At 63.4% G+C, this 25,354-nt stretch carries 21 protein-coding genes; 9 read left to right on the plus strand and 12 right to left on the minus strand.

What is annotated here, in order from left to right; translation table 11 throughout:
• Positions 1–60 precede the first annotated feature (60 nt).
• From PQ467_RS12870 to PQ467_RS12880, 3 genes are all read right to left on the minus strand, one after another.
• A complete protein-coding gene (locus tag PQ467_RS12870) occupies positions 61–753 on the minus strand; it encodes a response regulator transcription factor (RefSeq protein ID WP_274173782.1) in 693 nt (230 codons plus the stop codon).
• An 8-nt stretch (positions 754–761) separates the two neighbouring features.
• Positions 762–2,390, minus strand: coding sequence for a sensor histidine kinase (locus PQ467_RS12875; protein WP_274173783.1), 1,629 nt, complete (start codon positions 2,388–2,390; stop codon positions 762–764).
• 84 nt (positions 2,391–2,474) lie between these two features.
• Positions 2,475–3,827, minus strand: coding sequence for an MFS transporter (locus PQ467_RS12880; protein ID WP_274173784.1), 1,353 nt, complete (start codon positions 3,825–3,827; stop codon positions 2,475–2,477).
• Between the two features lie 227 nt (positions 3,828–4,054).
• Here PQ467_RS12880 and cyoA point away from each other — a divergent pair, with 227 nt between their 5' ends.
• Genes cyoA through PQ467_RS12915 form a run of 7 tightly spaced genes read left to right on the plus strand, consistent with a single transcriptional unit; the run spans position 4,055 to position 10,818 of the window.
• A complete protein-coding gene (cyoA, locus tag PQ467_RS12885; protein ID WP_274173785.1) occupies positions 4,055–5,212 on the plus strand; it encodes a ubiquinol oxidase subunit II in 1,158 nt (385 codons plus the stop codon).
• Positions 5,213–5,224: 12 nt separating this feature from the next.
• Positions 5,225–7,243 (plus strand): cytochrome o ubiquinol oxidase subunit I, encoded by a 2,019-nt coding sequence (cyoB, locus tag PQ467_RS12890; RefSeq protein WP_274173786.1) that lies wholly within the window; start codon positions 5,225–5,227, stop codon positions 7,241–7,243.
• On the plus strand, positions 7,243–7,857 hold the full coding sequence (gene cyoC, locus PQ467_RS12895) for a cytochrome o ubiquinol oxidase subunit III (protein WP_168602511.1): 615 nt from the start codon (positions 7,243–7,245) through the stop codon (positions 7,855–7,857). The genes cyoB and cyoC overlap by 1 nt, the downstream gene beginning before the upstream one ends.
• Positions 7,857–8,228: a cytochrome o ubiquinol oxidase subunit IV gene (cyoD, locus tag PQ467_RS12900; protein WP_274173787.1), complete on the plus strand. Its 372-nt coding sequence runs from the start codon at positions 7,857–7,859 to the stop codon at positions 8,226–8,228. The genes cyoC and cyoD overlap by 1 nt, the downstream gene beginning before the upstream one ends.
• Complete coding sequence (locus PQ467_RS12905; protein ID WP_274173788.1) at positions 8,228–8,953, plus strand: SURF1 family protein; 726 nt, start codon at positions 8,228–8,230, stop codon at positions 8,951–8,953. Before cyoD ends, PQ467_RS12905 begins: the two co-directional genes overlap by 1 nt.
• A 12-nt stretch (positions 8,954–8,965) precedes the next feature.
• Positions 8,966–10,285 (plus strand): ATP-binding protein, encoded by a 1,320-nt coding sequence (locus tag PQ467_RS12910; protein WP_274173789.1) that lies wholly within the window; start codon positions 8,966–8,968, stop codon positions 10,283–10,285.
• Positions 10,282–10,818: a response regulator transcription factor gene (locus PQ467_RS12915; RefSeq protein ID WP_274173790.1), complete on the plus strand. Its 537-nt coding sequence runs from the start codon at positions 10,282–10,284 to the stop codon at positions 10,816–10,818. The genes PQ467_RS12910 and PQ467_RS12915 overlap by 4 nt, the downstream gene beginning before the upstream one ends.
• 267 nt (positions 10,819–11,085) lie before the next feature.
• Here the strand turns inward: PQ467_RS12915 and PQ467_RS12920 are convergent, their stop codons facing one another.
• The 3 genes from PQ467_RS12920 to PQ467_RS12930 all read right to left on the minus strand — a co-directional run bounded on the left by PQ467_RS12920 (position 11,086) and on the right by PQ467_RS12930 (position 16,330).
• On the minus strand, positions 11,086–12,582 hold the full coding sequence (locus tag PQ467_RS12920) for a phosphomannomutase (RefSeq protein ID WP_274173791.1): 1,497 nt from the start codon (positions 12,580–12,582) through the stop codon (positions 11,086–11,088).
• A 169-nt stretch (positions 12,583–12,751) separates the two neighbouring features.
• Positions 12,752–13,891, minus strand: coding sequence for a glycerophosphodiester phosphodiesterase (locus tag PQ467_RS12925; protein ID WP_274173792.1), 1,140 nt, complete (start codon positions 13,889–13,891; stop codon positions 12,752–12,754).
• 3 nt (positions 13,892–13,894) lie between these two features.
• Positions 13,895–16,330 carry a TonB-dependent receptor gene (locus PQ467_RS12930; RefSeq protein WP_274173793.1) on the minus strand — a complete coding sequence of 812 codons (2,436 nt, stop codon included), beginning with the start codon at positions 16,328–16,330 and terminating at the stop codon, positions 13,895–13,897.
• A 188-nt stretch (positions 16,331–16,518) separates the two neighbouring features.
• Here PQ467_RS12930 and PQ467_RS12935 point away from each other — a divergent pair, with 188 nt between their 5' ends.
• Positions 16,519–17,112: a TetR/AcrR family transcriptional regulator gene (locus tag PQ467_RS12935; RefSeq protein WP_274173794.1), complete on the plus strand. Its 594-nt coding sequence runs from the start codon at positions 16,519–16,521 to the stop codon at positions 17,110–17,112.
• A gap of 64 nt (positions 17,113–17,176) precedes the next feature.
• On the opposite strand, the gene PQ467_RS12940 is transcribed toward PQ467_RS12935, so the two are convergent.
• The 4 genes from PQ467_RS12940 to PQ467_RS12955 all read right to left on the minus strand — a co-directional run bounded on the left by PQ467_RS12940 (position 17,177) and on the right by PQ467_RS12955 (position 21,748).
• Positions 17,177–18,085 (minus strand): SDR family NAD(P)-dependent oxidoreductase, encoded by a 909-nt coding sequence (locus PQ467_RS12940; RefSeq protein WP_274173795.1) that lies wholly within the window; start codon positions 18,083–18,085, stop codon positions 17,177–17,179.
• 117 nt (positions 18,086–18,202) lie between these two features.
• Positions 18,203–19,285, minus strand: coding sequence for a hypothetical protein (locus PQ467_RS12945; RefSeq protein ID WP_274173796.1), 1,083 nt, complete (start codon positions 19,283–19,285; stop codon positions 18,203–18,205).
• 112 nt (positions 19,286–19,397) lie between these two features.
• On the minus strand, positions 19,398–20,423 hold the full coding sequence (adhP, locus tag PQ467_RS12950; protein WP_274176157.1) for an alcohol dehydrogenase AdhP: 1,026 nt from the start codon (positions 20,421–20,423) through the stop codon (positions 19,398–19,400).
• Between the two features lie 98 nt (positions 20,424–20,521).
• Positions 20,522–21,748 carry an NAD(P)/FAD-dependent oxidoreductase gene (locus tag PQ467_RS12955; protein WP_274173797.1) on the minus strand — a complete coding sequence of 409 codons (1,227 nt, stop codon included), beginning with the start codon at positions 21,746–21,748 and terminating at the stop codon, positions 20,522–20,524.
• Between the two features lie 87 nt (positions 21,749–21,835).
• On the opposite strand from PQ467_RS12955, the gene PQ467_RS12960 reads away from it, so the two are divergent.
• Complete coding sequence (locus PQ467_RS12960; protein ID WP_274173798.1) at positions 21,836–22,426, plus strand: response regulator transcription factor; 591 nt, start codon at positions 21,836–21,838, stop codon at positions 22,424–22,426.
• Between the two features lie 13 nt (positions 22,427–22,439).
• Here PQ467_RS12960 and PQ467_RS12965 read toward each other — a convergent pair whose 3' ends face one another.
• Together PQ467_RS12965 and PQ467_RS12970 are read right to left on the minus strand one after the other, a co-directional pair.
• The gene (locus PQ467_RS12965) at positions 22,440–23,636 is read right to left on the minus strand and encodes an MFS transporter (protein WP_274173799.1); all 1,197 of its coding nucleotides are present in this window, start codon (positions 23,634–23,636) and stop codon (positions 22,440–22,442) included.
• Between the two features lie 39 nt (positions 23,637–23,675).
• Entirely contained in the window at positions 23,676–25,229 is a 1,554-nt protein-coding gene (locus PQ467_RS12970) for an amidase (RefSeq protein WP_274173800.1), read from the minus strand.
• Between the last annotated feature and the right edge of the window lie 125 nt (positions 25,230–25,354).

Consider the following 25,354-nt stretch of genomic DNA (forward strand, 5'->3'; position numbering starts at 1 on the left):
ATGAAGACGGCCCCTTTCCTTTGCGCCTGTTTTTCCTGTTTTCTGTCTTCACCGGCCGCCTCAAGCCGAGGCAGGCACCAGCAGGCGATAACCCACGCCCGGTTCGGTCAGGATCATTTGCGGATCGGACGGATTGATCTCCAGCTTTTGCCGCAGCATGCCGATATAGACGCGCAGATATTGCGGATCGGCCTCTGATCGCCCCCATCCCGCGGCCAGCAGGCGTTTTTGCGTCACCACCTGCCCCGCGCTGTCGGCCAGCATGCGCAACAGGTTGTATTCCTTGGGCGAAAGCTTGATGAGATCGCCGCGCAGGCGCACCTCGCGCGTGCCGAAATCAATGCTCAGATGGCCCAGATCCAGCCCCTCGGGCACCTCGATCAGATGCTGCCGCCGCCGCAGCGCCGAGCGCACCCGCGCCAGCAATTCGCCCAGCACAAAGGGCTTGTCGACGTAATCATCGGCCCCTTCGTCCAGCGCGGCGATTTTCTCGGCCTCCTGATGGCGGGCGGAGATGACGATGATCGGGGTCGAGGATGTCTCGCGGATCTTGCGGATCACCTGCTTGCCGTCCATGTCGGGCAGGCCCAGATCGAGCAGCACCACATCGGGATCGGCCAGCAGGAAGCTGGCCAGAGCCGCCGTGCCATCGCTGGCCACGGTTACCTCATGGCCCACCGCGCGCAGGGCCGGGCGCAGCGCCGTCACGATGCCCACTTCATCATCCACCAGCAAGATATGACCGCTAACCATAGGTTTCCTTATGCCTTCATGCCTGCCGCGCCCGGCGCCCGATCATCCGCGTCATCCGCCAAATTGGCGCTAATTTCGTCCTCATCCTCATCGGCCAACCGGCCCTGCTCCTGCTCCATCAGGGGCAGGATAATGGTGATGCGCGTTCCCTGCCCATCGCGCAGCGGCGATTCAAGTGTAATCCTGCCGCCCGATGCCTGAACAAAGCCGCGCACGATGGCCAGCCCAAGCCCCGAGCCTTGCGGCACACGGGCGTCGCGCGCAAGTCGATAGAAGCGGTCAAACACCCTTTCCTGCTCGGCGGGGGGGATGCCCAGGCCCTCGTCGCTGATCGCAATATGGCACCAGGGGCCCTCGGGCATGCAGGCGATGGTGATCGGCCGGCCCGGCGGACTGTAGCGGATCGCGTTTTGCAGCACATTGGTCACGGCCAGATCGAACAGCGTGGCATCGGTGCGCACCAGCAATTCCTGCGGCGGCATGTGCAGCGTCATCGGATGGGTCTGGCGATGCATTTGAACCCGGCCCATGATCGCGCGCAAACTCTCGCCGACGGGCAGCAGCGACCAGCTCAACCCCTCCTCGCCCGCCTCCAGCCGCGTCATCTGGAGCAGATTGGTGGTCAGGTCATTGAGCCTTGCCGCTTCCTTGACAATGCCGTCGAGCAATTCACGCGAAGTCTCCGGATCGAATTGCGGGCCGAAATGCAAAAGGCTGGCGGCCGAGGCGCTGATCGCGGTCAGGGGGCTGCGCAGATCATGGCTGACCGAGGAGAGCAGCGCGGATTTCAGCTCCTCGGTGCGGGCATGGGCATGGGCCTCGGACAGGCGCAGCGACAGGTCAATCCGTTCAAGCGCCAGCGCCGCCATCCGCCCCTGCGCCAGCATCAGGCCGATGCCGCGCGCGCGCGCCGTCACGCGGTCCACCACCATCGCCCCCACGCAATGTTCGCCCGCCAGCAACCGGCAGGCGATCAGATGCTCATCCTCCAGCCATTCCGGCTCCCACAGCATCGCGGCCTTGGCCAGAGCGATCCATTCCGACCTTTGCGCGCTGGCCCCTACGGCAACCGCGCGTCCATCGGTCATGCGATAGAGGCCGATGCCGCCTTCCGGCCCCCCGGTCAGCAGACTTTCGCACAGGATCTCATAAACGGCCTCGTCGCTGCTGGCGCTCTGCAATTGGCGTGAAAGCGAGAGCAGGCTGGCCAATTGCTGGTTGGAGCGATTGGCTCTGGTTGCCTCATCGCGCAGGCGGCCCGAAAGCAGGCCCGAAATCACCGCGCAGAGGGCAAAGACCACCGGCGGGGCAAGATCGGTGGTCCGGCTGATCGCCAGTTCGAAGACCGGCTCGGACACGAAAAAGTCGAACAGCAGCGAGGAGAGCAGCGCGCAAAGCAGCGAGGGCATCAGCCCATAGAGCGCCCCCACCATCGAAACGCCCACCACAAAGACCAGCGAGGCATAGCCCTCGCCCAGCCATGGATTGAGCAGGATACCGACAAGGGAAAAGCCCGCCACCAGCCCCAGCGAGGCCAGATAGGGCCAAATGGCATGCGCGCGCAGCCTTTCGCCCCTGATCGCGGGGCGCTCGGGCTGGGTCACAGCCTTGAGGTCAAGAGAAAGGGGGCCATTCACGACCCCCTTTCCTTTGCAGAACTATGCTCTGCGGGCAATGGTCCAGCGGGCGGCAATCAAACCGCCCATACTAAGCCACACCCATTAAACCGCCATCGACATGGTGGTCATCGCATTGTTGCGATTGCCCGCCAGTTCGCGATTGGCCCACAGCGCGATCAGCGTGGCCGCAGCGCCAGAAAGCAGATAGGCCCCCGACGAAATCAGCCCATAGGTGGTGGCCAGTTTCAGCGCGATCAGCGGCGCGAAGGCGGCCCCCACCAGCCATGCGATGTCACTGGTCAGCGCCGAGCCCGTATAGCGATGCTGGGTCGAGAAGCTCGACGCCACCGCGCCCGAGGACTGGCCAAACGAGATGCCCAGAATGGCAAAACCGATGGTCATGAAGGCGACCTCACCCCCGGTGCCCTGACCCAGCAATTGCGGGGCAAAGCCGGAGAAAGCCGCAATCGCCGCCGCCGAAGCGCCCAGCACCGCGCGGCGCCCGAAGCGATCCGCCATATAGCCCGAGACGATGATCGCCATGACGCCGATCATGGCCGCGCCCGTTTCGATAATCAGGAACGAGGCAGGGCGTTCAGGCGTGTTGAGCATCACATAGGAGAGCGGAAACACCGTGACCATGTGGAACAGCGCAAAGCTGGCCAAAGGCGCCAGCGCGCCGATCAGGATGGTGCGCCCTTCCTGCTGGATGGTGACGATGGCCTTTTCCGGCTGCAGGTCGCGGCTTTCGAACAGGCGGACGAATTCGGGCGATTCGACCAGACGCAGGCGGGCAAAGAGCGCCACCACGTTAATCGCAAAGGCCACGAAGAAGGGGAAGCGCCAGCCCCAGCTCAGGAAATCCTCGGTGGGCAGCGACGAGACGAAGAAGGCGAACATGGAAGAAGCCACGATCAGCCCCAGCGGCGCGCCCAATTGCGGCACCATGGCGAACCAGCCCCGGCGATCACGCGGCGCATTGAGCGCCAGCAGCGAGGCCAGACCATCCCAGCTGCCGCCCAGAGCGAAACCCTGACCCAGTCGGAACAAGGCGAGCAGCGCGATGGAGGTTGTGCCCAGCGTGGCATAGCCCGGCAGGAAGGAAATGGCCGCCGTCGATCCGCCCAGCAGGAACAGCGCGATCGCCAGTTTTGCAGTGCGGCCATAGAGTCGGTCGATGGTCATGAACACAAAGGTGCCCAAAGGCCGCGCGACAAAGGCCAGCGGAAAGATCGCGAAGGAATAGAGCGTGCCGGTATAGGCATCGGTGAAAGGGAAAAAGAAGCTTGGAAACACCAGCACCGAGGCGATGGCATAGACGAAAAAGTCAAAGAATTCCGAAGTTCTGCCGATAATTACGCCAATGGCGATTTCACCGGGAGAGACGTGATCGGAATGGCCGGCATGGCCCGAAACGACCCCTGCGGCCACCCCGTTTGAAACGGAGGTGGTCATGTTCAGCATCCCCAAAATCAGGCCGGTGTTTTCCACAGGGAACAACCCGGCTTTTTGTATAATGACGGCCTGTCCACAAGGTTCCAAACCGGCGGAAAACCGCAGATTTCAGGGCCTTTTGGCGGGCCTGGGATGAGACTGCATCAAAAGGTCGTTGATGGCAATCAAATTGATGGGACAATATGTCCTATCGCGGTTGCAGCATGAGGCTCCTACGCGCGGGCGCTATGAGCACGCAACCCACCCTTTTCCGCCATGCGAGCCGGCTCGGCAGCCTTGTCAGCCTCGCCTCGCTCTCCGCCTGTAGCCCGGTGGTGCTGAACCCCGCGGGCGACATCGCCAAACAGGAAGCCAGCCTGGTGGTCACGGCCACCCTGCTGATGCTGATCATCATCATTCCGGTGATGGCGTTGACCGTTTATTTCGCATGGAAATATCGCGAAAAGGCCGGTGCGCGCTATGAGCCCGAATGGCACCATTCGACCCAGCTCGAACTGGTGATCTGGGCCGCGCCGCTGATGATCATCATCGCGCTCGGTTCGCTGACCTGGGTGACCACCCATACGCTCGATCCGTTCCGTCCGGTCTCGCGCATTGCCGAGGGCAAGCCCCTTGCTGCGAATGCGAAGCCGCTCGAAATCCAGGTCGTCGCGCTCGACTGGAAGTGGCTGTTTATTTACCCCGAGCAGAAAATCGCCTCGGTCAATGAATTGGCTCTGCCGGTGGATCGCCCGGTGCATTTCAGCATCTCGGCCTCCTCGGTCATGAACTCCTTCTACATCCCCGCCCTTGCCGGCCAGATCTATGCCATGCCCGCGATGACGAGCGAGTTGAACGCCGTGCTGAACAAGACCGGCACGTTCGATGGCTTCTCGGCCAATTATTCGGGTTCGGGCTTCTCGCACATGCGTTTCAAGACCCATGGCCTGACCGAAGCCGATTTTGACCAGTGGGTCGCCAACATCGCCAAGGGTGGCGATAAGGACAGCGCCGGTGCGCTCGACACCGTGGCCTATCTCCAGCTGGAACAGCCCAGCGAAAAGGAGCCGGTCCGTCACTTTGCCTCGGTGGATGATGGCCTGTTCGACAAGATCGTCAACCTCTGTGTTCGTCCCGGCAAGATGTGCCTCAAAGACATGATGGCGCTGGACGCTCGTGGCGGCACCGGCAAGGCAGGCATCTATAATGTCGCCGCGCTGACCTATGACAAGAATGGCCGCGAAACGACCATCCCGGTCATCCCCGGTCGCGCCGCAGCGCAGGCCGATGCCCGCACCAAGGCTTTCGTGCGCGCGATCTGCGTTCCCGATGGCGTGAAAACTCCCGTTCCGGCTTCGGCAGCCAAGCTTTCGCTGGCCGCCCCTGCGCGCACCCCTCTTAGCTGATAGCGAGATCCCATGATCCCGACCCATTCCCATTGGACACCGCTGCTGGGCCGCCTTGGCCCGGACGCGATCCCGACCGAGCCGATCGTGCTCGCCACATTTGCGGCCGTCTCGCTTGGCGGCATCGCGCTGGTGGCTGCGCTCACCTATTTCCGCCTGTGGTCCTATCTCTGGAAAGAGTGGTTCACCAGCGTCGATCACAAGAAGATCGGGATCATGTACATGATCCTGGGTCTGGTCATGTTCCTGCGCGGTTTTGCCGACGCGATCATGATCCGCAGCCAGCAGGCGCTGGGCTTCGGCGGCTCTGACGGCTATCTGAACAGCCATCACTTCGATCAGGTGTTCACCGCCCACGGCGTCATCATGATCTTCTTTGTGGCGATGCCTTTCGTCACGGGCCTGATGAACTATGTCGTGCCGCTGCAGATCGGCGCGCGCGACGTGTCCTTCCCCTTCCTGAACAACTTCTCGTTCTGGATGACGGCGGGCGGCGCGGTGCTGGTCATGCTCTCGCTGTTTGTGGGCGAATTCGCGCGCACCGGCTGGCTGGCCTATCCCCCGCTCTCGGGGCTGGCCTACAGTCCCGATGTCGGCGTGGATTACTATATCTGGTCGCTTCAGGTGGCCGGTGTCGGCACCACGCTTTCGGGCGTCAACCTGATCGCCACGATCATCAAGCTGCGCGCCCCCGGCATGACCCTGATGCGCATGCCGGTCTTCACCTGGACCGCGCTGGTCACCAACATCCTGATCGTTGCCGTGTTCCCCGTGCTGACCGTCGTTCTGGCCCTGCTGGGTCTGGACCGCGTGTTCCACACCAACTTCTTCACCAATGACTTCGGCGGCTCGCCGATGCTCTATGTCAACCTGATCTGGATCTGGGGCCACCCCGAGGTTTACATTCTGGTGCTGCCGGTTTTCGGCGTGTTCTCGGAAATCGTCTCGACCTTCTGTTCGAAGCGCCTGTTCGGCTATACCTCGATGGTTTACGCCACCTGCGTCATCGGCATCCTGTCCTACTCGGTCTGGCTCCACCACTTCTTCACCATGGGTTCGGGCGCGTCCGTGAACTCGTTCTTCGGCATCACCACCATGGTGATCTCGATCCCCACCGGGGCCAAGCTGTTCAACTGGCTCTTCACAATGTTCCGCGGCCGCATCCGGTTTGAACTGCCGATGATGTGGACCGTCGCCTTCATGCTCACCTTCACCATCGGCGGCATGACCGGCGTGATGATGGCTGTGCCCGCCGCCGACTTCGTGCTGCACAACTCGGTGTTCCTGATCGCCCACTTCCATAACGTCATCATCGGCGGCGTGGTCTGGGGCGTGTTTGCCGCAATCAACTACTGGTGGCCCAAGGCTTTCGGCTTCAAGCTGAACCAGTTCTGGGGCAAGGTGTCGTTCTGGTGCTGGGTTCCGGGCTTCTGGATCGCCTTCACCCCGCTCTATATCCTTGGCTTCATGGGCGTGACGCGTCGTATGCGCGTGTTCGACGCCAGCTTTGATCCGCTGCGTGTCTATTACTGGATCGCGCTGGCCGGCGCCTTCCTGATCGCGGCCGGTATCGGCGCAATGCTGATCCAGTTCGCCGTGTCGATCTGGAAGCGTGAAGAATACAAGGACGAAAGCGGCGACCCGTGGGGCGGCCGTACTCTGGAATGGGCGACCTCCTCGCCTCCGCCGGAATACAACTTCGCCTTCACGCCCAAGATCCACGACATCGACGCCTGGGCCGACATGAAGGCCAAGGGTGTTGCCCGCCCGGTCAGCGGCTTCCAGGACATCTACATGCCTCAGGGCACCTGGGCCGGTATCGTGCTGGCGGGTCTGTCGACGGTCTGCGGTTTCGCGCTGATCTGGCAGGTCTGGTGGCTGGCCATCGTGATGCTGGTGGGTATCGTGGGCACCGCGATCTTCCACACCTTCAACTACAACCGCACCTTCTATATCAAGGCCGACCATGTCGCCGAGGTTGAAGCTGCGCGCACGGCCCAGTTGGCCGCGCTGGAAAAGGGAGCCGCGTAATGGCGAGCACCAACCTTACCGAGCAGTATTACGATCTGCACGAACACGCCCACCCAGACGGCTACAGCACCACGCTGGGCTTCTGGATCTACCTGATGAGCGACTGCCTCATCTTCGGCATGCTGTTTGCCACCTTTGCGGTGCTGGGCGGCAATTATGCCGGAGGTCCGGCGCCCAAGGATCTGTTCGACCTGCCGCTGGTGGCGCTCAACACTTCGCTGCTGCTCTTCTCGTCGATCACCTATGGCTTTGCCATGATCGCGATGCAGAACGGCAGCAAGAAGGGCCTGATCGGCTGGCTGATCCTGACCCTGTGCTTTGGTCTGGGCTTCCTCTCGATCGAACTTTACGAATTCCATCACCTGATCGAGGAAGGCGCCGGGCCGCAGCGCAGCGCTTTCCTGTCGGCCTTCTTCACGCTGGTCGGCACCCACGGTCTGCACGTGACCTTCGGTTCGATCTGGCTGGTCACGCTGCTGTTCCAGGTGGGCAAGCATGGCCTGACCGAGGCCAACAAGCGCCGTCTGTCCTGCCTCTCGCTGTTCTGGCACTTCCTTGACGTGGTCTGGATCGGCGTGTTCACCTTTGTCTATCTGATGGGAGTGCTGCGCTGATGGCTGACCATTCGCACGATCACGCACATGGCCACGGCCATGAAGCGGCGTTCCACGCCACCACCAAGGATTACGTGATCGGCTTCGTCCTTTCCGTGATCCTGACCGCGATCCCCTTCTGGCTGGTGATGAGCGGCGCGATCGCCGACAAATCGACGACCGCCATCGTCATCACCGCCTTTGCCGCGGTTCAGGTTGTGGTCCACATGGTCTACTTCCTGCACATGAACGGCAAGATCGAGGGCGGCTGGAACCTGATGGCCGCTCTGTTCACCATCCTGCTGGTGGCGATCATCCTGTCGGGCACGCTGTGGGTGATGTTCCACCTCAACGCCAACATGATGCCGGTCAAGATGGACGGCATGGGCTGATGAAGTCCGGCCTTAATGGCCAGCAAAAGGGGCGGCGCCGGATTCTTCCGGTGGCCGCCCTGCTGCTTTGTGCGGCGCTGTTTTCGGCGCTGGGCGTATGGCAGGTGCAGAGGCTGGCATGGAAACGCGCCTTGATCGCGCATGTGAACGAGGTTTCGACCGCCAATCCCATCGAGGCGCGGCTGTTGCCGATAGCACCTGGCCCGCGCGATCTGGCCGATCTGGAATATCGCCGCGTGTGGGCGCTGGGCCGGTTTGAACCGCAGGGGACAACGCTGGTCTCGGCGCTGACCGAGCGGGGCGCGGGCTATTGGGTGATGGCGCCGCTGCGCATGGGCGATGGGCACGCGGTGTGGATCAATCGCGGCTATGTGCCTTTGGGCAGCACCGCCCTGGCCGAAGCCGCGCAGACGCCCACGGGCGAGGTGGCGATCACCGGCCTGCTGCGGAAAACCGAGCCCAAGGGCCGCTTCTTGCAGGCCAATGTGCCTGCGCAGGACCGCTGGTATGCGCGCGATATTGCCGTCATCTCCGCCACGCGCGGGGTGAAGGGTCAGGCCGCATGGTTCATCGACGCCCAAGGCCCCGAAATCCTCGGTCACCCCATCCCCGGCCTGACGGTCATTCAATTCCCCAACAGCCATCTGCAATATGCGCTGACATGGTTCGCCATGGCCCTGCTCAGCCTGTTTGCCATCTGGCTGGTCTGGCGGCGCCCGGCCTGATAAAGCCGGGCCATGGCCACCCAACCCAACCCCGCCCCCTCCTCTTCAGGGGCCGATTACGATATTGCCCCGGCCTCCTATGGCAACATGGGTCTGTTGGTTCAGCTGCGCTGGATCGCGGTGCTGGGGCAATTGGTGACGATCTGGGTGGCATGGCGGGTGCTGGGTGTGCGCCTGCCGATGGCCGAACTGGTGGCGGTGCCCGCACTGCTGGCGCTGATGAACATCGGCACATGGGCCTATGGGCGGCAACGCGCGGGCTATTCCTATCTGGAACTGCTGGGCGCGCTGATGCTCGATGTCGAGGCGCTGAGCTGGCAGCTCTATTTCACCGGCGGCGCGACCAACCCCTTCATCTTCCTGTTTCTGGTCCAGATCATGCTGGGCGCGATCCTGCTGCCTGCGCGATGGAGCTGGATTGTCGCGCTGGTCGCCTGCTGCGATGTGGCGTTTCTGACCTTCGATTACCGCCCGCTTGATCTGCCCCCCGCCTATGCGGGCGAGCATTTCCGGCTTTATCTGTTGGGCAGCCTTGCCTGCTTCGTGCTGATCGCGGCCCTTTTGGTCTATTTCGTCGTCCGCATGGACCGCAACCAGCGCGCCAGCAGCGCCGCCCTTGCCGCCCTGCGCCAACAGGCAGCGGAGGAGAATCATATCGTGCGGTTAGGCCTGCTGGCCAGCGGGGCGGCGCATGAACTGGGCACGCCGATGGCCTCGATGTCGGTGATCCTTGGCGACTGGGCGCGGGAAAAGACCATTGCGGGCGACCCCGACCTTGCCGCCGATGTGGCCGATATGCAGGCGGAATTGAAACGCTGCAAAACCATCCTGTCGGGCATCCTGATGGCGGCGGGCGAGGTGCGCGGCGAAAACCCCAGCGTTACCACCGCCCGCGGTTTCTTAAGCGAAATCGTCGAGGACTGGCGCGCGCGCAGCCCCGCCCCCATCACGCTGGACGACCGGCTAGGCGAGGATGTGCCGATCATCGCCGATCCCGCGCTGCGGCAGGTGATCGGCAATGTGGTGGACAACGCGCTGGAAGTCTCGCCCGGCGGCATAGCCATCGCCACGGCGCGAGAGGGCGACATCTGGCAAATTGCCGTGCGCGATTTCGGCCCCGGTTTCGCCCCCGATATGCTCGATCAGGTCGGCCGCCCCTATCGCTCGACCAAGGGACGCGACGGGGGCGGACTGGGCCTGTTCCTCGTGGTCAACGTGTTGCGCCAATTGGGCGGGCGCATCGAAGTGGCCAATGTTGACGATGGCGGGGCGCTGGTCGTGCTCTCCATTCCGTTGTCGGCGCTGGCTTTTTCAGGCAAAGGTACGGCATGAACAACCCCCTGCCCCATCTCGTCATCGTGGAAGACGATCCCGCCTTTGGCCGCACGCTGCGCCGGTCGTTCGAACGGCGCGGCTATGAGGTGCTGCTGGCCACCAACCCCGACGAACTGGGCCTGTTGATGACCAGCACGCGGTTTCAGTATGCCGTGGTGGACCTGAAACTGGGCACGGCCTCCGGGCTGACCTGCGTGCAGATGCTGCACGAAAAGGACCCCGAAACCACCATCGTCGTCCTGACCGGATTTGCCAGCATCGCCACCGCCGTCGAGGCCATCAAGCTGGGGGCCTCGCATTACCTCGCCAAACCGGCCAACACCGACGATATCGAGGAGGCCTTTTCCAAGCGCGAAGGCAATGCCGCCGTGCCCGTCGAAGGCCGCAAGACCAGCATCAAAACGGTCGAGTGGGAATATATCCACACCACGCTGGCCGAATGCAATTTCAACATCTCCGAAGCCGCCCGCAGGCTGGGGATGCATCGGCGCACTTTGGCCCGGAAGCTGGAGAAGCAGCAGGTGAAGTGAGGGGGGTTTTAGGTTTAGAATATGCCTCCGGCGGGCAAAGGGTCTCGACCCGTTGCAATCCCATTATTGGGGTGCGCGAGGTTGGCCAGATTATGTGGTGATTTTTGAAAGCCTGCGGCGCGGTAAACTTGCGCTAAAAGCGCCGCAGGCTTTAAAATTGAAACGTTGCGCCATTCCACCAAGGCCGACCCCCTGGCACAACGCAAACAGTATCGGGATTGCAAAGGGCCCCCGCCCTTTGCCCGCCGGAGGCATAAACCTCCTAAATCAGGCCAATTCCTCCAACACCACTTTCAACGCGGCCGCATTGATCAACGCCGCCTTTTCCGCATCATCCGCCTCGCTGTAGCAGCGCAATTCCGGCGCATTACCCGACCGGCGCAGGTGCAGTATCGAACCATCAGCGCAAGACATGCGGATGCCATCCGTCAGATCGACGCCCGTGATCGCTCCGGCGATCCCGCCGAAATAGCTGGTCAGCCGCGCAATCTGTTCCTGCGCATTGCCTTCGAGCAGAGCCGCAAAGATAGCCTCACTGCGCTCTGTGGCGAAGTTCTGAATGCGGTCGGAGTAGGTCACGCGCGGCGGCAATTCGCCCAGCAGGTCGGCCACCCGCCGCCCCTTTGCCGCAGCGATCACCGCCACGACAGGCAGCACGGCATCGCGCGTCGGCAGCGCGGAAATACTCCGTCCACCAAGGTCGAAAGCACTGGCCAGCAGGAAGCCGCCATTGGCCTCATAGCCGCAAACCTTGTCCTGACCGGCGGCCAAAGCGGCATTCATCGCGTCAATCACAAAGGGCGAGCCGATCCGCGTGCGCGCGCAATGCTTGAAGGCGCCCGACAGCTCCAGCACCGTGTTGCTCGACACCGGCGTCACCACCGTGCCCGCGCCCAATGCCCGCGCGCAAAGCACGCCCAGCACATCGCCGCGAAGCCATTCGCCGGTGTGATCCGCCAGCAACGGCCGGTCACTGTCGCCATCTGTCGAAATGATCGCATCGAAGCCATATTCCGCCGCCCATTCGCGGGCCAGCACCACATCCTCGGGGCGGATCGCCTCGGTATCGACGGGGATGAATTTGGTGGCGCGGCCAATCGGCACGTCCTCTGCGCCCAGTGCATTGACGATGGCGAGCACAATGTCGCGCCCCACCGCCGAATGTTGATACACGCCGATCTTGCGCCCCGCCAGAGCGTCCGCGCCAAAGGCCTCGACATAGCGCGCGACATAGGCAGTCGCCACATCCGTCACACCCGGCAAAGGCGCAGGCGACACCAGCATGCCCGCCGCATCAAACGCCTCATCGTCCAATATGACGGCCTGACGCTTCATCCCTGCCTCGTCCGACTTCAACACCTCGCCGGCGGGGCGATAGAATTTGATGCCGTTGCGGTCATCGGGAATATGGCTGCCCGTCACCATCAAGCAGGGGATCGCCTGACCAAAGGCATAGAGCGCCAGCGCAGGCGTGGGCACATAGCCACAGAACACCGGCTCGCCGCCCATATCCCAAATCGCCTGCGCACAGGCGGCCAGAATGCGCGGCGTGCTGGGCCGCAGATCGCCCGCCAGCGCTACGCGCCCGCCCGCATATTCGCCAATCTCGCGCAGATAGGACAGAAAGCCCTGTGTATAACCATAGCAGACGCGGTCGGTCATTGCGACGACTTCGCCCCGCGCCCCGCTGGTGCCAAATTGCACGCCCGACTGCTGCATCAGCATATCGACGGTAAGCGGAGCAAGCGCGGCGGTACTGGTCATGATGGCCTTCCTGAGCAGGATGATCGTGTTCAAGGCAAAGCGTGCCTATGTTGAATCCACTATACAACATCTTGCATTGCAGCAAAGTTCCAAAATGGATTTCACAAACGAACCATATTATTGGCCTAATGCTAACCGGAAGCGATAGTTCCCTGTTTTGGCAATCGACCTATTGGCCGCGGGCTTCAAAACCCAAGGCCGGGTCATCGGTAAAGAAACCGTCCAGCCCCAACGCCAGATAGCGCCGGATTTCGGCCACGCTGCCCGCCGCATTGCGCGCGTTTTCACCCTCGCCATTGCGGAAATCGGCGGCCAGAAAGCGGTTTTCCGGGCGGAACGTCCATGTCCCCACCAACAACCCTGCGCGCCGCGCCGCCTCGACCAGCCCGGTCGGCTTGCCCAACCGGCCGTCGGCCTCCAGCGGGATCAGCATCCGCGTTGCCGGTGCCAGCCAGTCGGCATAGGTGGCGATTTCGGCAAGACCCTGCGGGGTCAACAGATCAGCCCATCGCCTTTTGTCGCCCGCCGCCTCGAAATCGGCGGGGCTTTGGCGCGGGTCGCCCACCAGTTGCATCAGTTGAATATTCGCCCGCCCGCCAAGTTCGCGGCGCAGTGCCTTCAGATTGGCCACTTCAAAACTCTGGATCACCACCGGCGCCTTTTTCAAATAGGCGCTGGCGTTGAGCCGATCGATCAGGCGCGGTTCGATCGGCAAACCGATCCGCGCAAAATAGGTCGAATGCTTGACCTCGGGGATCAGGCCGATCACCCGGCCCCGCGCCGCCGCCTCGGCCGCGACGAAATCGGCGATTTCCTCCAGCGTGACGATCTGAAACTGGCCATCATAGGACTGGCTCTCGGGCCGAACCGCGCCGAGGCGCTCCTTGGCCCGCAGAGTTTTCAGTTCGGCCAGCGTGAAATCCTCGGTGAACCAGCCGGTCAGCTTTTCGCCATCGACCAATTTTTCCACCCGCCGCGCCGCAAATTCAGGGTGCGCGGCCACATCGGTCGTCTCGGCGATGTTGTTTTCATGGCGCGCCACCAGCACGCCATCCTTGGTGCAGCACAGATCGGGCTCGATAAAATCGGCCCCATCGGCAATCGCGCGGGCATAGGCGCCCAGCGTATGTTCGGGCCGCAGCGCCGATGATCCGCGATGCGCCAGCAACAGCGGCCGCGCCGGGCGGACCCGCGCCGAAACGCTGCCCCCGACAGGCGCGGCAAAAGCCATGCTCCGCCCCCCCGCCGCCGCGCCCGCGACAATCAGACCACGCGACAAAACCTTGCGACGAGAGAGCGGATTACGCATCGATCAGAGACCCACGGCCAGAGTGACGAAGAACTGGCGCGGGGCCACCGGATAGGCGGCATAGCTGCCAGCATTGTTGAAGCTCGACACCTGCAGCCAGCCCTTCTTGTCGAACAGGTTGGTCACGTTCAGGCTCAACTCGGCCTTTTTGGCATGCACCAGCCCGGCGGGCAACTGATAAGCAATGCGCGCCGAGGCCAGGAACAGGCTGGGGATGGAGGCGTCATTGGTATAGGTGGCATAACGGCGGCCGATATAGTCGCCGATCAACTGAACCTCGGCCCCGGCATAATTGGCCGTCAGCATGGTCTTGTTCATCCAGTTGGGCGAGCCGGGGATCTGCTTGCCGCCCGTCGGGACCACGCCCGCAACCGTGGCAAAGCCGCCGATCTGCGTGCCGGTGGCCGCGCCCGTCACGGTCGAATAGTCGCTGGAATATTTCGAGCTGTTATAGCTCAAGGCGTTATACAGCTTCACATGCTGGCCAAAGCCCAGCGTGATCGCCGCGTCCACGCCATTGGTCGTCACGCTGCCCACGTTGAAGAGCGCGGTGGTCGAGGGGTTGATCGTGTTGATCGCGCCAGAGGTGGACAGAGCCAGCAGGCGGTTGCTGAAATCGACGTGGTAATAGTTGATCTGCGCGTCGATGCTGCTGAGCAGGCCGGTGAAGTTGCGGTGGCTGCGCAGACCCACTTCATAGACCCATGCGGTTTCGGGGCGGACGTTCGACTTGATGTAGTCAAAGGCTGCCTGGCTGCCCGTGCTCCACGGATCGGCCGAACCGCCCGCGCCGTAAGCCTGGAACTGGCGCAGGTTCTTCTGGATGTTGAAATAGACCTTTTCCGACCCGTTCAGATCGTAATTCGCGCCCAGCGAGGGCAGGAACCAGTTGGTCGAATTGATGCGGCCGCTGGGACGCGGATTGTTGATTTCCTGCACCGTAAAGATGCCATTGGCGAATTGCGCGCTGGTCTTGATGCCCGCTTCCACGTTCAAACGGTCGTTGACGCGCCATGCGTCCTGAATGTGGAGTTGCAGGTTGTCGGTGCGCATTTCCACCGCATATTGCGTGATCAGATAGCCCGAGGGACGGATATAGGGGCTGTACGAATCCGGCGTGTTCACATTCATCGGATACCAGCGGCGATAGGCCGAGGATTCATTGTGGTGGAACCACACGCCCGCCTCGATGCGATGATCGCCCGCGTCGATGTTCAGGTTGCTGATGATGCCTTCGCGGTGGATCATATATTCGGTGGTGCGGATCGCATAGCCCGAGCCGCCGAACACGGTCTTCAGATCCTGACCGGGGAAATATTTGGCGAAGAGCGAAGGCAGGCCCGCCACCGTGATGGGGCCGGCCACCACGCCCACACCGTCATTGTGGTGGATATAGAACTGGTTGGACCACTTGACGGCCTTCGACAGGTTCACATCATATTTGATATAGCCCAGATAGTCGGTGCGCTGGGCGTCCGAATAATAGTTGCGGTAATTGTTCGCCGCCACCGCAGGCACATTGCCGCTGGCGTCCAGATAATTGAGCGCCGCGCTCAGGCTGGGATAGGTGAAGGGGCGGGTATAGGGCTGATAGGCCTGCACCGCATTGGCGGGGTTGGTGTAGATGGTGGTGGCGTCCTCATTCGGCTCGATCTTGTCCGAATAGGCGAAATAGGCGGTCAGCTTGCCGTGGCTGTCTTCATGGATGAATTTGCCATTGGCCTGATAGCCGCCCTGAACCCCGGCGAAATCCCATGCGCGGGCACGTTGACGGCTGCCCGAAAGGAAGAGCTTGTTGCCATTGCCGAATTCGCCCGAATCCACCCGGACAAAAGTGCGGGCCGTGCCATAGGAACCCGCGGTGTGGTTCATTTCCAGCCCGCGTTCGTTCGACGGATCGCGGCTGGTGATTTCGACCGCGCCGCCAAGGTTGCTGATCGAGGCCACGCCCAATTCACCCGCGCCGGTGGCCACCACGGTACGCCCGGTATTTTCCGAAATCAGCGCGCGGCTGGGCGAAAGGCCGTTGTAATTGCCATAGGACTGATCGCCCAGCGGCACGCCGTCCATCGTATAGCCCAACTGCTGGGCCGAGAAGCCGTGGACGAACATCTGCGCGTTCTGTTCGTTGTTGCCCCACGGGTCGGCGGTCACATAGAGCACGCCGGGCAGGCTCTGGATCGCCTTCAAGGGCGAGATGCCGGGCAGGATCTTTTGCATTTCCACCGCCGGAATGGCCGTTGCCGAACGCGTGGTCTTGGCATTGACGACGATGGTTTCGCCCGGATCAGCGGCGGGCGCTTCGGCATCGGCGGCGGGCACGGCGGCAGCCAGAGCAGGCGCGGCGGCAAAAGCGGGAGCGGAGGCAAGCGCCAGCGAGACAGCGGCCAGCGAAAGGCTGCTGCGCATCAGGTTGGCGTGGAAAGTGATTCGACCCATGGATTATCCCCAAGCTTGTGCAGCAAGCCTGCTGCATACGCGAAGCCCGCTAGGGGAATGCCGTGACCGCAACGCGACAGTTCCATGACAGAGGCATGAAATATATGGCAATTTTGTGAAGCCCCACGGGGCCTTTGCGCTATCCTCTTGTCCAGTTGCCAATCCGATGGGCCGCGCCTACTCATCCTATGATGTGCAGCGCGACATCATCCCCCAAACCCGGCGCCGAAACGCCCAACGCGCCGCTCAGCGCCGAGCGGATCGTGGGCGAGGCCATTGCGCTGATGCAGGAGCAGGGGCTTGACGCCGTCTCGCTGCGCCGCCTTGCCGGGCGGCTGGGGGTTCAGGCGATGTCGATCTATTGGCATATTCCGAACAAGGAGGATCTGCTGCGCCGGATGAGCCAGCGCCTCTATGCTGTGGCCATGGCCGATATGCCCGTATGCGAGACGTGGCAGGATTGGGCGCGGGCCTATGGCCGCGCGCTCTGGGCCATGTATCACAGCGCCCGCGATGCGGCCCGGCTGACCTTTTCGCTGGGCTATGTCGAGGAGGATTTCCGCAATTTCCGCGAGTATCTGGCCCAGCGTCTGCAACCGCTGGGGCTGAGCGCGGCCGAGGCGGTGCAATTGCATTCCGCCATTCAGGCGCTGGTGATCGGCTGGGCCGGTTTCGACAACACCTATGGCGAGGCGATGGGCAAGCTGACCCCGATCGAACCGGCGGTGATGGACAGTCTGGAGGCCTTGATCGTCGGTTCGGAGTGCCTGCGCGGCAATTAGGCGCGGCGGTCTCAACGCAGGTGGCGGGAGGCTTTGTGGGCCTCGCGCCACCTGATCTGCCCCCTTACCCCTCGGTTTTGGCGAAAACCTTGGCACCGTTTTTGGCCCAATCCATCAAGGCCTCGGTGCGTGCCTTGGCCCCCTCGGGATCGGCCTCCAGCGGCAGAACGGCATCGACGATCCGGTCGAAATGGGCGCGGATCTGCTCCTTCGCCTCGGGATAGGGGATGATATAGAGGTCGCCCTTCTCGATGCCCTTCTTGGTCCATTCGGCCAGCTCGACCGGCTCCATCCCATGGCGGTGGATCGAATGGAGCGACTGGATTGTCGCCTCATCCTCGCGGTATCCCGAGGGGCCGAGCCCCGCCGGGCGCAGCTTGCTGGCCTCGGCAATGTTGCTCTTGATATTGGCCGGGCAGATCACCGACACGCCGATATTGTGCTTGGCCAGCCCCTGCGCATAGCCTTCCATCAGGTTGATCACCGCCGCCTTGGCCGCCGAATAGGGCGCAGCCAGCGCGCTGCCCGAAAGGCCGCCCAGCGAGGAGGTGGTGACGATATGACCCGGTTTGCCGCTGGCGATCATGCGCGGAACGAACGTCACCATACCATTGATGACCCCGCCAAGGTTCACCCCGATCAGCCAGTCGAAATCGGCATAGGTGGTTTTTTCCACCGGGCCGAAACTGTTCACCCCCGCCGTGTTGAACAGCATGGTCGGGGCCGCGCCAAAGACCTGTTCGACCTCGTCGGCGGCGCGGGCATAGGCCTCGCGGTCGGTGATATCCAGCACGATGCCATGGGCGGTGATGCCTTCGGCGCGCAATTGGCCCAGCGCCGCCTCAATCGCATCGGCGCGCAGATCGGCGATGACGACCTTGGCCCCGGCCCGGCCAAACACCAGCGCCTGCCCCAGCCCCGCGCCCGAGGCGCCACCGGTGATAAAGGCCAGTTGCCCGTTGAAATCCTGCATAAAACGCATCCTCTCTTGCGATCGGGCGATCTCACATAAGAGTCGCCTTTGTATGTCATACTTACATTGCAAGAGGGATTGCGCAAGAGCATTGCATAGGAGGATTACCGCGCCCGATCAGGGCGCCATGGCCTCCAGCGCATCAAGATTGGCGTTCATATCCTCCCATGTCGGCTGCTCCCTTGCCTGACGCAGCAGCAGGTTCAGATCGACCGCACCGGGCCGCAACAGGCGCGCGGTCAGATGCCAGGCGAACCAGCGCCGTGCGGCATCCCGGTCGGGCCCGGTCAATTCGGCGGGGTCGCTGCCTGCCTTCATCCATGGCGCCAACGCCCTTTGGCCCCAATGCAGCATCGGCTTTCCGGCAAAGGCGGCCAGCGTCCAGCTTCGCGACAGATCGGTCAGCACCGCCGATGCTCCCGCCACCATCGCCTCGGTCCCATGTTCGGCCATGCTGATCCGGTCGGGCGCGGCGGCCACGCAAGCCTCCAGCGCGCTACGATCCCCATGCAGGCGGTTGAGCGGATGATCGCACACCTCGATCCGCCATTCCTCCGGCAGGCCCGCCAGCAGCGATTGCAGCAGCGCGACGCTGTCCCCATGCGCGGCATGGCGCAAGAAAAGGTTCTCCTCATGCTCGCAAGGCAAGGGCACCGCCAGCGAGGGCCGCGAGAGGGGCACCGAGAAAGGCCCGAAACGCCCCGCCGCCCCGGCCCACAAAGCATCCATCCGCGCGGCCAGATCATCGGGCAAAGCCCAGTCATCGGGCATGGCGCCATAGGAAAGCGGCGTCTTTTCCAGCACCACCCACAAGGGATCGGTGGCAAAGGGCGATGCCTCTGCCTCCATCAGATAAAGCACCGGGCCGGGAAACAAGGCGGGCGTGACAAAATCGCTGCTGCGCGCAAGGGTCAGATCAGGCCGGATGCTTGCCACCGTCTCGATCAATCCCGGCACCGCCGCACCATGGTTGCGAAACAGGCCCGGATCGCCCTGATCGACAATATGCCAGCGCAGCTTTTCCTGCGCGATCAAAGGCTCAAGCTGGGCTCCTTCCACCCCGGTATGGCCCCAGAGCGGCGCGGCCATCACATGGATTTCCTTGACCCACGGATCGGCATTCAGCCGGATCAGCATCGGCGCAACGATGGCCTCGAACCACCATGGCGTGATGACCGGAAGATAGAAGAAAAGACGCATCCCATTCCCTGCCGCTTGGCGGCGAGAGTCCCGTTCCCGCCGCCTTGCTGTATGAACAGGTATGCCTAATGCCCGGCTAGAGCGCCGCTCGGCAATTGCCCCTAGGTCGGAATCACAGCGTCAGGACGATGCGCCCCTCGATCTTCTCGGCGATCATGTTGTCGAACACGGCGTTGATATCGTCGAGCGCGGCGGTGTGGATCGTGCTTTTCACCTTGCCCTCGGCGGCAAAGGCGATGGCCTCGGCCAGATCGCGCCGTGTGCCCACGATCGAGCCGCGCACGGTGATGCGCTTCAACACCACGTCAAAGATCGGCGTGGGAAACGCGCCCGGCGGCAGGCCCACCAGCGCCACCGTCCCCCGCCGCCGCACCATGGCCAGCGCCTGTTCAAAGGCGGGAACCGAAACCGCCGTGACCAGCACGCCATGGACGCCCCCGCCCGTGGCCTCGACCACGCGGGCGGCGGCATCGGCGTCCAGCGCATTGACCGCCAGATCCGCGCCCAGTTCGAGCGCGAGGTCGAGCTTGTCCTGCCCCACATCGACGCCCACGACCTTCAGCCCCATCGCCTTGGCATATTGCACAGCGACATGGCCAAGGCCCCCCACGCCCGAAATCGCCACCCATTCGCCCGGTCGCGCCTCGGTTTCCTTCAGGCCCTTATAGGTCGTCACCCCCGCGCAAAGGATCGGGGCCAAAGGCACCAGATCAGCGTCAGCCGGCAAACGCCCGACAAAGGCGGCAGGCGCCGTCACATATTCGGCATAGGTGCCATTGACCGAATAGCCGGTGTTATGCTGCTTTTCGCACAGGGTTTCCCAGCCCGTCTGGCAAAATTCGCATTGGCCGCAGGCGTCATGCAGCCATGGCACGCCCACCGCATCGCCAATCGAAAGATCCTCCACCCCTTCACCAAGCGCAACGACATGGCCAACGCCCTCATGGCCGGGAATGAAGGGCAGCGTGGGTTTGACCGGCCAGTCGCCATGGGCGGCATGCAGATCGGTGTGGCATACGCCCGTGGCCACCAGTTTGACCAGCACCTCGCCCTGCGCGGGGGTGGGCACGGGCCATTGCTCGATGGTGAGGGCTGCGCCGAATTCGCGGACGACCGCCGCGCGCATAGTCGCGGGAATGGTGGCGGGAACGGTGGGGGAAAGCGTCGTCATGGAGAATCTCCTTGAAAGGCTGACGCTTGCCTAGTCCCCCGTTTGCTCGCCTGCCTTGATACGGGTCAACCCGTTGGCGCAACGCTGCTCTGGGCGATGGCCACACCGGCGGCATGGCCGCTGGCCCAGGCCCATTGGAAATTATAGCCGCCCAGCCAGCCCGTGACATCCACCGCCTCGCCGATCGCGTAAAGGCCCGGCACGTCCTTGGCCTCCATCGTCTTTTGCGAAAGGCCGGTGGTGGCAATGCCGCCTGCGGTCACTTCGGCCTTGGCATAGCCCTCGCTGCCATCGGGGTTGAAGGGCCAATCGGCGAGTTGCGCCTCGGCGGCGCGCAGGGCCTTGTCGCCATGATGGCCCATCTCGCCTTCCAGCCCCAGCTTTTGCGCCAGCGCCACCGCCAGACGGTCGGGCAAATGCGCGCCCAGCACGCGGCGCAGGCCCGCCTTGGGATTGGCCTTTTTGGCATCGACCATCCAGCCGGGCGCCAGATCGGGCAGGAAATTGATGCCGAGTGGCGTGCCGCGCTGCCAATAGGAGGAGATCTGCAGGATCGCCGGGCCTGACAGGCCGCGATGGGTGAACAGCGCCGCCTCGCGGAACGCCGCCTTGCCCCAGGGCCCATCGGCGACGCGCGCCTCGACCGGGGTGGCCACGCCCGACAATTCGCGAAACAGCGCTTCATCCCCCGGTAGTGTCAAAGGCACCAGCGCGGGGCGCGGCTGGACCACTTTCAGCCCGAATTGGCGCGCAAGGTCATAGGCAATGCCGCTGGCCCCCATCTTGGGGATCGACGGCCCGCCCGTGGCGATCACCAGTTGGCGCGCCGACAGCAACCGGTTCCCCGCGCGAACGTGGAACAGGCCGTCGGTATGGCTGATTTCGCCAAGGCTCAACCCGCAGGCGATTTCAACGCCCCCGACCCGGCATTCCTCGACCAGCATCGCCAGAATCTCGCGCGCCGAACCATCGCAAAACAATTGGCCCAGCGTCTTTTCATGCCAGGCAATGCCATAACGCTCCACCAGTTCGAGGAAATCGGCGGGCGTATAGCGCGACAGGGCCGAGCGGGCGAAATGCTTGTTGGCCGAGAGATAGCGTTCGTGATTGGCGTGAATATTGGTGAAATTGCAGCGCCCACCGCCCGAAATGAGGATCTTGCGGCCCGGCTCGGGCGCATGATCGACCACGATCAACCGCGCCCCGCGTTGCCCCGCTTGCGCCGCGCAAAACAACCCTGCCGCGCCTGCGCCCAGCACGATGGCATCATGAATTTCCGGTGTCGCCTTCATCGCGCCGCCCATAGGGGATCAGGCCGTCTTGTGCCAGCAACGATCTGTCGCTTGGAATAAACCGTTTTCTGCCCTAGAACCCCACACATGTTGCCCGACGAGATGATCCAGCACAGCCCCATCGCCGCCGTCGTGAGCGATCCCCGGCTGCCCGATAATCCGATTATCGCCTGCAATCAGGCCTTTATCGACCTGACCGGCTTTACGCGTGAGGAAATCATCGGGCGCAACTGCCGTTTTCTGCGCGGGCCGGATACCGAGGATGAATTGACCGAAACGCTGCGCCGCGCGATCCATAATCGCCAGCCCGCGCTGGTCGAGATCCGCAATTACAAAAAAGACGGCACCCCGTTCCGCAATGCCGTGATGATCGCGCCGGTCTTTGATGCCGAGGGCCATGTCGAATATTTCCTCGGCTCTCAGGTCGAGGTGGCCGAAACCGGTGCGCACAGCAGCGATCTGGCCCGCGAAGAGGCGTTGGCCCGCGTCAACACCCTGCCCCCGCGCCAGCGCCAGATCCTCGTCGAAATGGCGCGCGGCAAGCTGAACAAGCAGGTGGCGTGGGAATTGGGCCTCTCGGAACGCACGATCAAGATGCACCGCTCGGCCATGTTCAAGACGCTGGGCGTGCGATCCAGCGCCGAGGCGATCCGCGTGGCGGTCGAAGCCGGGCTTTAACCGAGGCCGGGCTTTAACGCGGGCGCAGCGACAGCGCCAGCCCCAGCCCCGCCGCGCAGATCCCGCCCGTCAGCGCCACCACGCCGGGCCATTGCCAGTGCTGATAGAACCAGCCCCCCGCCGTGCCGGTGATCCCGGCGCCGAGGTAATAGAACAGCAGATAGAGCGAGGCGGCATGGCCCTTGTCAGGCCCTGCCCATTGGCCCACCCATCCGCTGGCCGCCGCATGGGCCGAGAAAAAGCCCAGCGTAAGCAGCAGAATGCCCAGCACGATCAGCGGCAAGGCCCCCGACAGCGTCAGCAGAGCCCCGCCCAGCATCGCCGCCAACCCCAGAGCCAGCACCGGCCGCCGCCCCCATGCCTCGGTCATATGGCCGGTGATAGAGGAGGAGAAGATGCCGGAAATATAGGTCAGAAAGATCGCGCTCATCGCGCCATGGCCCAAGGAAAAAGGCGGGCGTACAAGGCGAAAGCCGACATAGTTGAACAGGGTGACGAACACGCTCATCAAGGCAAAGGCGATGAAGAACAGGCGCAGCAAGCCCGTGTCGCACAACAGCCGCCACCACACCGCCCGGTGATGCGCCCAGCCCAGCCCGCGCCGGGGCTCAAACCGGCGCGATGGCGGCAACAGCAGGCCAAAGCCCAGCGCCGCCGCCAGCCCCAGCCCGCCCATGGCCTCCAGCCCGATGCGCCATGAGCCAAATTCGGTGAACCATCCGGTGGCAAATCGGCCCATCATCCCGCCAAAGGCCGTGCCCGCGACATAAAGCCCCATGGCCTTGACCAGATCGGCGGGGTGCATTTCTTCGGCAATATAGGCCATGGCGACGGCCGGAACGCCCCCCAGCGCCACCCCTTCGAGCAAACGCGCCGCCACCAGCCAAGGCCAATGCGTGACCACACCCGCCACCAGATTGAGCAGGCTGGCCGCGATCATGGAGCCCAGCATCAGCGAGCGGCGCGGCATCGCCTGACCGATCGCGCCCGCCAGAAACACCGCCACCGCCAGCGCGCCGGAGGTCAAGGACAGCGCCAGCGAAGCCCCCGCCGGGGGCAAACCAAATTCCCTTGCAAATTCAGGCAGCAAGGGCTGGACGCAATAGAGCAGGGAAAACGTCGCATTGCCCGCCAGAAACAGCGCGAGGCTGGCACGGCGATAGTCGGCGCTGCCCCGGCGCATTCCGGCAAAGGGAACCCGTTCAGTCATGGCGCCGCGATGCGCCATCATGCCGCGGATTCCAAGCGTTTACTTCTCCACCGCCCCTTTGAAGGCGTCGCCTGCGTCAACGCTGGGGCGATAGGTCGGCGCGCTGCGTGCCTTTGCCGCCTGTTCATAGACATAGCCCGCACCCAGCAATTTGCCCTCCTCATAGGGCCGCGCGATAAAGGACAGCCCCACCGGCAGCCCGCCCACCAGCCCCATCGGCACGGTGAGATGCGGATAGCCCGATACGGCGGGCAGGCCGCTGGCCGATGGCCCGCGCCCCTGATCGGTATAGATGGGATCGATCAGCCATGCAGGACCCGTGGTCGGCTGCACCAGAATATCGGCCTTGGCCAGCATCACCTCCAGCCCTTCCCTGGCCGCCAGACGCAGCGATTTGGCCCGCGCGCCCAGATATTCCGGGTCGGCAATGCCGCGTGTCCCCTCGGCCTCCTCAAAACTTTCCTGCGCGAAAAGGGGCATTTCGGCCTCGGCATTGGCGCGGTTAAAGGCGATGATATCAGCCAGAGTGCGCAATTTGACCGCCGCCGTGGCGCTGGCCAGATAGGTGTTGAGATCGGCCTTCAACTCGGTCCGCAACACCTCCTGCTCGGCCGCGCCAAGGCCGTCGAGGTTGGGCCGCGTCACCTCGATCAATTCGGCCCCCTGCGCCTTGAGCACATCAAGCGCGGCGGTAAATCGCGTGCCCAGAGCCGCGCTCATCGTCGGACGATAGTAGGCCACGCGCACGCCCTTCAGGCTGGCCTGATCCAGCGTGGCGGCATAATCCTGCTTGTGCGCGTCGGCCTCGGCCGTGGCCGGATCGGCCGGATCGCTGCCCGCCATGATCGAGAGCATGATGGCCACATCGCGCACGCTGCGCGCCATTGGGCCGGGCGTGTCCTGACTGTGGCTGATCGGCACAATATGGTAGCGACTGAGCAGCCCAACCGTCGGTTTAAGCCCCACCAGACCATTGACCGAGGAGGGGCAGACCACCGAGCCATCCGTCTCCGTCCCCAATCCGCCCGCGCCGAAACTGGCCGCCACGCCCGCCCCGGTGCCGCTCGACGATCCGCAAGGGCTGCGGTCCAGCGCGTAGGGGTTGCGCACCTGCCCCCCAACCGCGCTCCAGCCGGAGATGGAATGGGTCGAGCGGATATTGGCCCATTCCGACAGATTGGTTTTGGCCAATATCACCGCCCCGCCCGCGCGCAGCCGCGCCACCACCGGCGCATCGCGCCCACCCACATTGTCGCGCAGCGCAAGGCTGCCCGCCGTGGTGGCGATGGGGTCCTGCGTCTCGATATTGTCCTTGATCAGGATCGGCACGCCATCAAGCGGCCCCAGCGCCGCGCCCGCCCGCCGCCGCGCGTCCGATGCGCGGGCCTGCGCCATCGCATCAGGGTTGATGGCGATGATGGCGCGCAATTGCGGTCCCTTGCGGTCCATGGCGGCAATGCGCTCCAGATAGGCGGCGGTCACCGCCTCGCTGCTGATCGCGCCGCGCTGCAACTGGGCCGAGAGTTCCCAAAGCGGGATTTCCTCAACCTTGGCCTCCTGCTTAACTGCGGCCTGAGCGGTCGCAGGAATCATTACCGCCATCCACGCGATCAAACGCCATTTCATCCGCATGTCCCCTGTTTGCCCGACGAATTTAGCGCAGCCCATCCGTCAGGCAATGCGTCAATTGCGCCGCTGGGCTTCAATTGCGCGTCGGC

The sequence above is a fragment of the Novosphingobium sp. KACC 22771 genome, from assembly GCF_028736195.1.
Lineage (GTDB): Bacteria > Pseudomonadota > Alphaproteobacteria > Sphingomonadales > Sphingomonadaceae > Novosphingobium.